The 7,558-nt window shown below is 71.3% G+C and carries 8 protein-coding genes; all 8 read right to left on the bottom strand.

What is annotated here, in order from left to right; all coding sequences use genetic code 11:
• Window positions 1-1,412, bottom strand: a 1,412-nt coding sequence (gene ggt / locus P409_RS20500; RefSeq protein ID WP_034842779.1) for a gamma-glutamyltransferase, incomplete at its 3' end; no start/stop codon positions are given.
• Window positions 1,413-1,422: 10 nt separating this feature from the next.
• Window positions 1,423-2,100: an RraA family protein gene (locus tag P409_RS20495; RefSeq protein WP_034842775.1), complete on the bottom strand. Its 678-nt coding sequence runs from the start codon at window positions 2,098-2,100 to the stop codon at window positions 1,423-1,425.
• Window positions 2,101-2,110: 10 nt separating this feature from the next.
• The gene (locus P409_RS20490) at window positions 2,111-2,899 is read right to left on the bottom strand and encodes an ABC transporter permease (protein ID WP_034842770.1); all 789 of its coding nucleotides are present in this window, start codon (window positions 2,897-2,899) and stop codon (window positions 2,111-2,113) included.
• Window positions 2,896-3,786: an ABC transporter permease gene (locus P409_RS20485; protein WP_034842766.1), complete on the bottom strand. Its 891-nt coding sequence runs from the start codon at window positions 3,784-3,786 to the stop codon at window positions 2,896-2,898. Before P409_RS20485 ends, P409_RS20490 begins: the two co-directional genes overlap by 4 nt.
• Window positions 3,783-4,838 (bottom strand): ABC transporter ATP-binding protein, encoded by a 1,056-nt coding sequence (locus P409_RS20480; protein WP_034842763.1) that lies wholly within the window; start codon window positions 4,836-4,838, stop codon window positions 3,783-3,785. Before P409_RS20480 ends, P409_RS20485 begins: the two co-directional genes overlap by 4 nt.
• 4 nt (window positions 4,839-4,842) lie before the next feature.
• Window positions 4,843-5,901: an extracellular solute-binding protein gene (locus P409_RS20475; protein WP_081991657.1), complete on the bottom strand. Its 1,059-nt coding sequence runs from the start codon at window positions 5,899-5,901 to the stop codon at window positions 4,843-4,845.
• Between the two features lie 80 nt (window positions 5,902-5,981).
• Window positions 5,982-6,806 (bottom strand): creatininase family protein, encoded by an 825-nt coding sequence (locus P409_RS20470; RefSeq protein WP_238578731.1) that lies wholly within the window; start codon window positions 6,804-6,806, stop codon window positions 5,982-5,984.
• Window positions 6,807-6,852: 46 nt separating this feature from the next.
• Window positions 6,853-7,558, bottom strand: a 706-nt coding sequence (locus tag P409_RS20465; protein WP_034842759.1) for an oligopeptide/dipeptide ABC transporter ATP-binding protein, incomplete at its 5' end; no start/stop codon positions are given.

The following is a 7,558-nucleotide window of genomic DNA, read 5'->3' as shown; positions in this document are numbered from 1 at the left end:
AGGGTCATGCCGTGGTCGATCAGGTTCACGATCGCCTGAAGGGCCGACGGGAAGATGCGCAGGCCGCCGGGCAGGCCGAGCGCGAAGGCCAGCCTGCCATCGCGCAGCGCCATCATCGGCGCCATCGAGGTGAAGACCCGCTTGCCCGGCGCGATCGACAGGGCGCGGCCGGGATGCGGGTCGAAATTGTACATGTAGTTGTTGGTCAGCATGCCGGTGCCGGGGATTAGGGTGCAGGCGCCGAACAGGCCGTTGATGGTCTGGGTGGTGGCGACGACGTTGCCCGCCGCATCCGCCACCGTCACATGGGTGGTGTTGGCCGATTCCCCGCCCGTCAGCCCCGCGGTCCAGGCCTGGGTCCGGCGCAGGTCGATGCGCGACCGGCGCTCCTCCGCATAGGCCTTGGCGATCAGCCGGTCGACCGGCACGTCGACGAAGGCGGGGTCGGCGGTGGCGACGGCCCGGTCGGCGAAGGCGATCTTCAGCGCCTCGGCCAGCAGGTGCACCGCGTCGGCCGACCCGAAGCCCAGCCCGCCGATGTCGTAGCCCTCCAGGATGTTCAGCATCTGCACGATATGGACGCCGGAGGATGAGGGCGGCGGCGGTCCCAGGATCTCGAAGCCGCGATAGCTGCCGCGCACCGGCGCCCGTTCGATCACCCGGAAGGCGGCGAGGTCGGCCTGGTCGATCAGCCCGCCATGGCTAGCCATGAACTCGGTCAGCGCCGCGCCCAGCGGCCCGTCATACAGGGCGGCGGGCCCGCGCTCGGCGATCAGCCGCAGGCTGGCGGCATAGTCGCCCTGCACCAGCCGGTCGCCCGGCCGCAGCGGCTGGCCGCCGGGCAGGAACACGGCCGACAGGCCCGGGTCGCGGGCCAGGTCCTTGGCGCAGTCGGTGACGCAGTCCGACAGGTAGGGGCTGGCGATGAAGCCGCGCTCGGCCAGGCGGATGGCGGGCGCCAGCACATCGGCGAGAGGCAGCGTGCCGAACCGGGACAGCGCCTCGCACCAGCCGGCCAGCGCGCCGGGCACGGCCACCGCCTTGGGACCGACCTCGTTCTCGCGGTCGCGGACCAGCCTGGCCTTGCCGATCTCGTCCGACAGCGGCTCGTACATGGTGGCGCCGCCGCGGCCCGGCGCGGTCGACAGCCCGTCCAGCACCAGGTGGCGCCCATCCGCCAGCCGGATATGGGCGACGCCGCCACCCAGCACGCCGACCATCATCGGCTCGACCACGGTCAGCGCGAACAGGGAAGCGACCGCCGCATCGATGGCATTGCCGCCGGCCAGCAGCATCTCCGACCCCGCCGCGGAGGCCAGCGGATGATTGGTCACGACCATGCCGCGCGAGCCGGTGGCCGGCCGTTTCTCGCAGGTGAAGTCGGTAACGCGCGGGGCGCGGGAGTCGGTCACGATGCTGGCCTCAGCTTGCCTGGTTCAGGGCTTCGAGAACCATACGGCTGGCGCCGGAGATGTCGCCCAGCTTTTCGCCGGCCTTGACCCGCTCCTGTGTGGCCTCGCCGCGCTGCTGCCGCACCAGCGCGGCATCGGCGATCGCCTCGGCCTGGTCCGCCGGCAGCACCAGCACGCCGGATTCATCGGCCAGGATCACGTCGCCGGCACGGACCGGGACACCGCCGCAGGAAACGGGCAGGTTCAGCGTGCCGCCGAGGTTGTAGAGGCGGGTGGTGATCGGCGACATGCCGCGGCACCACATCGGGAAGTCCGAATCCTCGATCTCGGCCAGGTCGGTGCAGGGCCCGTCGACAATGCCGCCGACCGCGCCGGCCGCCTTGGCCGCGATGGTGACGCCGCCGCCCCAGCAGGCGTGCTTGTCGTCGCCCAGCCGATCGACCACCAGGATGTCGCCCGGCCGCAGCAGGCCCAGCGTGTGGTGCAGCAGGGTCGAATCCTGGCCGGGGATGGCCAGGGTCACGGCGGCGCCGGCGATGCGCTTGCCGCGCAGCAGCGGCTGGATGCCCCGGTCCATGAAGCCCCAATGCTGGGAATGGCCGATGGTCGCGGTCTCGACGCGGCGCAGCTTCTCCACCAAGACGGGGGCGATCTGCTGCGGCATGGGGGCGATGCGGTAGTCGGGCATGTGGCTTTCCCTAGTTGCCGACGGCGCGCGCGACGCCGACGAGACGTTCGACCAGAATGACGACGAGAAGGGTCGCGGCGATCAGCACGACCGACAGGGCCGCGACCAGCGGGTCGGTGCGGCCTTCGACGTAGCGCACCATCTCGACCGGCAGGGTCGAGGCGCGCGGCCCGGCGATGAACAGCGAGATCACCGTCTCGTCGAAGGACAGCAGGAAGGACAGCGCCCCGCAGGCGACCAGGCCGGGCGCGGCCAGCGGCAGCGTCACCCGGCGCACCACCCGCCAGGGCGTGGCGCCCAGCGTGGCGGCCGCGGCCTCGATATCGTCCGGCAGGGTGGAGAAGGCGGTCGTCATCATCCGGATGACGAAGGGCAGGGTGACGATCATGTGGCCCAGCACCAGGCCGGGCAGGGTGGCGGTCAGGCGCAGCGGCGTGAAGAACAGCAGCAGCGCCAGGCCGATGATCAGCGTCGGCAGCAGCAGCGGCGCCAGGAAGAAGCCCTGCAACGCCTCGCGGCCGGGGAAGCCGCCTTTGTTCAGCGCCAGCGCCGCGGGCACGCCCAGCAGCAGCGACAGCGCCGTGACCACGCAGGCGATCTGCGCGCTCAGCAGCAGCGCGTCCAGGAGCGGCCCGTTGCCGGCCAGCGCCTGGAACCAGCGCAGCGAATAGCCGGACGGCGGGAAGACGATGAAGTCGTCGGCGGAGAAGGCCAGCGCCACCACCACGACGATGGGCGCCAGGATCATGGCGTAGACGATGCCGGCGAGGGTGGAGAGGAGGCGGCCGGCGCCGTTCATCGCTGCAGCCTCCGCGCCACCAGCCGGGCCACGACGGCCAGCGCCAGCAGCAGCACCAGGGTGTAGATCGCCAGCACTGCGGCCACCGGCCAGTTGGTGTTGGTGGTCGCCTGCTCATAGATCTCGGTCGCCAGCACGAAGATGCGGCCGCCGCCCATCAGCCTGGGCGTGATGTAGGACGACATCGACAGCACGAAGCCCAGCCCCGCGGCCAGCGCGATGGCCGGCAGGCTCAGCGGCAGGGTGACGCGCAGGAAGGTCCGCAGCGGCGTCGCCCCCAGGCTGCGCGCCGCCTCCTCCAGCGTGCGGTCCAGCCGGCCGAACCCGGCCAGCAGCGCCAGGATCATGTAGGGCATGATGCTCTCGGCCAGGCCGATGGTGACGCCGGTCCAGTTGAACACCAGCCGCATCGGCGTGCTGATCAGCCCCAGCCATTGGGCGATGCCGTTGACCAGGCCGCGGTCGCCGAGGATGGCGAGCCAGCCGAAGATGCGCACCACGCCGGACACCAGCATCGGCATGATCGCGACCACGGCCAGCAGGCTGCGGAAACGCGACCGGGTGCGGAACAGGAACAGCGACACCGGATAGGACAGCGCCAGCGCCAGGGCGGTCGCCACCAGCGACAGCCACAGCGAATTCAGGGTCAGCTCGGCCGTGAAGGAATCGGCGAAGACATCCTTCGCGGTCTGTAGCGACCAGGCCTCGACCATCGCGCCGGTCGGCCCGACCTCGTTGAAGGCGGTGCGGAACAGGCCCAGAGTCGGCCAGACATAGACGGCCAGCACGAACAGCGCCGCCGGCAGCACCAGCAGGGGCAGCGGCAGGCGCCGGCCGCGGGGCAGGGCAGGGCGTTCGGCGGCGAGGGGGTGCGGCACGTCGGTCATGGCGCCTCGCGCGGGAACACCAGCGTGTCCTCGACCGGCCAGATCGCCGCGACCTCCATGCCCTCGGCCGGCGGGCGCTGGCCGGACGGCATTTCGACGCTCAGCTGGCCGCCGGCGCCCTCGACCACCACCTCGATCCGGTCGCCGATGAAGACGCTGTGCGAGACCTGGCCCCGGATGCACGCCACGCCCTCCGCCGCCGGCTCGGAGACCGGGGCCAGGCGGATGCGCTGCGGCCGGACGAAGATGTCGATCTCGCCGGCCGGCGGCGCGGCGACCGGCAGCGCCGTGCCCCACAGGGCGAGGCGACCGTCAGCGTCCCGGGTCGCCGGCAGGATGTTGGCGCGGCCGACGAAATCGGCGACGAAGCGGGTGGCCGGGCGCTCATAGATCTCCTCCGGCGATCCCACCTGCTCGACCCGGCCGCGATTCATCACCGCGATCCGGTCGCACATCGTCAGCGCCTCGACCTGGTCATGGGTGACGAACAGCGTGGTGATGCCGAGCGACCGCTGGATGTCGCGGATCTCGTGCCGCATCGCGTCGCGCAGCTTGGCGTCGAGGTTGGACAGGGATTCGTCGAGCAGCAGCACCGAGGGGCGGACCACCAGCGCTCGTGCCAGAGCCACGCGCTGCTGCTGGCCGCCCGACAGCTCGCGCGGTCGCCGCCCACCCAGCGCGCCGAGGCGGACCATGGCCAGCGCCTCCTCGACCCGGCTGGAGGCCTCGGCGCGCGGCACGCGCCGCTCCTCCAGCCCGAAGCCGACATTGCGGGCCACGCTGAGATGCGGGAACAGCGCATAGGACTGGAAGACATAGCCCATGTTGCGGCGATGCGCCGGCTCGCGGGTGATGTCGGCGCCGTCGACCCGGATGGTGCCGCCATCCGGCGCGATCAGCCCGGCCAGCATCCGCAGCGTCGTCGTCTTGCCGCAGCCGGACGGGCCGAGCAGCGCCACCGCCTCGCCCCGGCCGACCGTCAGCGAGACGTCGTCGACTGCGACGAAATTGCCATAGTGCTTGGCCAGGCCCTGCAGCTGGAGATAGCTCATCGGATCACCCGGCCGAGATCACTTCGCGGCGCCAGCGGTTGTTCCACTTGTCGCGCACCTTGACGATCTCGCTCCAGTCGACCTCGATCATGCGGCTGCGGTTCTCCGGCGCGATGGCGGTGCGGGACAGCACCTTGGGGTCGATCTGCGCCTTGCCGTTGGTCGGCGCGTAGAACACCCGCTCGGTGAAGGCCTTCTGGGACTGTTGCGACAGCGCGTGGTTGATGAAGGCGACAGCCGTGGCCCGGTTCTTCGATCCGGCGGTCAGGTTGATGGTGTTGATCTGGAACACCGAGCCCTCGGGCGGCAGCAGCGCGCCGAGCTTGCCCTGGGTCTCGTCGATCTTGCGCTGCGACCGCGCGTTCCAGCCGGTGGCGACGCGGACGATGCCGTTCTGGATCAGCGAGTAGCCGTCGGGGTTGGGGTTCCAGGTGTTCACCGACGGCGCCAGCTCGGCCAGCTTCTTGATCGCGGCGTCGACCGATTGCCGGTAGTCGCCGCCCAGCATCTTCTCGACCATCACGGTCAGCGCCAGGCCCTGGATGTTCGGCGGCGCGCTGATCGCCAGCTGCCCCTTGAGGTCCGGCCGCCACAGATCGGCCAGGCTGGCGAGCGGTGGCTTCAGGTTCTGGGCATCGGTGACCAGCACCAGATGGTCGAAGGTCACGGCCGGGCCGAACTCGCCGCCGGCGGCGCGGGCCTCGGGGACCAGCTCCTCCAGCGACGGCACCTCGGCCGGGGTCAGCTTGTCGAACAGCCCCTCGGCGTTGCCGATGTTCGAGGCGGTGACGTCCAGGATGATGACGTCGATCTGCGGGTCCGCCTTCTGGGCGCGGATGTTGCCCAGCATCTCGGCCGAGCTGCCGCCCGGTGCGTAGACGACCTGCACGCCCGGGAAGGCCTGCTGGAACGGCTCGATGACGGTCTTGATGTAATTGTCCTGGAAGGTGCCGTCGGCATAGGACATCAGCCGGATCTGGCCGGCGGGCGACTGGGCCCGGAGGATCGCCGGGGCCGCGAGGGTCGCGACCCCGGTCTGGAGCAGGAGACGGCGCGTCAGCATCTGGAAGCCCCCTTTGTTGGCCCCGTCCGGGGCGACATCGATCTTGGCCCGGCCGGCGCGGCGCGCCGGCCGGGGGTGCCTCAGGCCGGGACCTTGCCGGCGAAATGCGCGACGAAGCGGGCGCAGATCTCGGTCAGCTTCTCGGTCAGCGCCGCGCCGGTCTCGGCCGAGCACAGGCGCGGGTCGCCCTTGCCGACGCCGAGGGTGTAGACCTCGTCATATTGGTTCGGCATGCCGACCTCGGCGCCCTCGAAGCTGGCGGTTCCGAGCCCGGTGAAGGGCAGGCCCAGCACCGGGTCGCGCTTCGCCGGCCGCTCCGTCGGCATCATCTCCGGCCGCATCAGCTCCGGGAACAGGTGCAGGCCAATGCTGGTCAGCGGGTCGGCGCCGTGGCCGGAGACCTTGGCGGAATTCTCGGCCCCGACAATGCCGGGCAAGAGGCCGTAGCCGATGCGCCACAGATACAGGCTGGGCAGCACCGTGCCGTCGCGGAGGTACAGGCCGCGCGCCACTTCGGCGATCGGCCCGACATTGCCGCCATGGCCGTTGATGACGACGATGCGGGTGAGGCCGTTCTTGTGCAGCGACCCGACCATGTCGGCGATGACGCTGGTCAGCGTCGCCTGGCTCAGGGCGATGCCGCCGATCATCGGGCCGAACCAGTCGACACCGCCATAGGGCAGCACCGGCGCCACCAGGGTCCTGACGCCGCGCTCGCTGGCGCGGATAGCGGCCAGCTCGGCGATCTTCTCGGCCAGCAGGTAGTCGCCCATCGGCGCGTGCGGGCCCTGGTCCTCATGGCTGCCCATCGGCAGCAGGATCACCGGGTTCTGCGCCAGCGTCTCGCGGGCCTCGCCGCCCGTGATGGTGCCCATATGCACCTTCGGTTCCGTCTTCGCGGCCAAAGCTCTACTCCTCGTCGGCAGGTCGGTGGTCGGGCCGGATCGTCATTCAGGCGATCTCCTCGGCCCGGATGCAGGCGACACGGCGGGCTTCGCCGTGGGGTCGCAGCTCCGGCACCGCCTCGGCGCAGGCCGGCCGCGCATGGGCGCAGCGGGTGCGGAAGACGCAGCCGGAGGGCGGGTTGGACGGGCTCGGCGGGTCGCCGGCCAGCAGGATGCGGTCGGCGCGGCGGTCCGGGCGCAGCTGCGGCGTGGCCGAGATCAGGGCCCGGGTGTAGGGGTGGGCCGGGCTGGTGAAGACCGCTTCGGCCGGGCCTTCCTCCATCACCCGGCCGAGATACATCACGATCACCCGGTCGCAGAGATGCCGCACCACCGGCAGGTCGTGGCTGATGAACAGCAAGGCGAGGCCCAGGTCGCGGCGCAGCTCGCCCAGCAGCTGCACGATCTGGGCCTGGATCGAGACATCCAGCGCCGACACCGGCTCGTCGGCGACCAGGAAGTCCGGCCCGCTGGCCAAGGCCCGGGCCAGGCCGATGCGCTGGCGCTGGCCGCCGGAGAATTCGTGGGGATAGCGCTGCGCGTGGCTGGGGTCGAGGCCGACGCGCTCCAGCAGTCCGGCCACGCGTTCGGCGCGCTGCCCGGCGTCACAGACCTGGTGGATGGCCAGGCCGTCGGCGATCTGCGCGCCGACCCGGCGGCGCGGGTCCAGGCTGCCATAGGGGTCCTGGAACACGATCTGCATGCGCCGGCGC

The sequence above is a fragment of the Inquilinus limosus MP06 genome (assembly GCF_000767795.1).
Classification (GTDB): domain Bacteria; phylum Pseudomonadota; class Alphaproteobacteria; order DSM-16000; family Inquilinaceae; genus Inquilinus; species Inquilinus limosus_E.
Note: the sequence above shows the minus strand (reverse complement) of the source record. Positions and strands in the feature narration are given on the sequence as shown.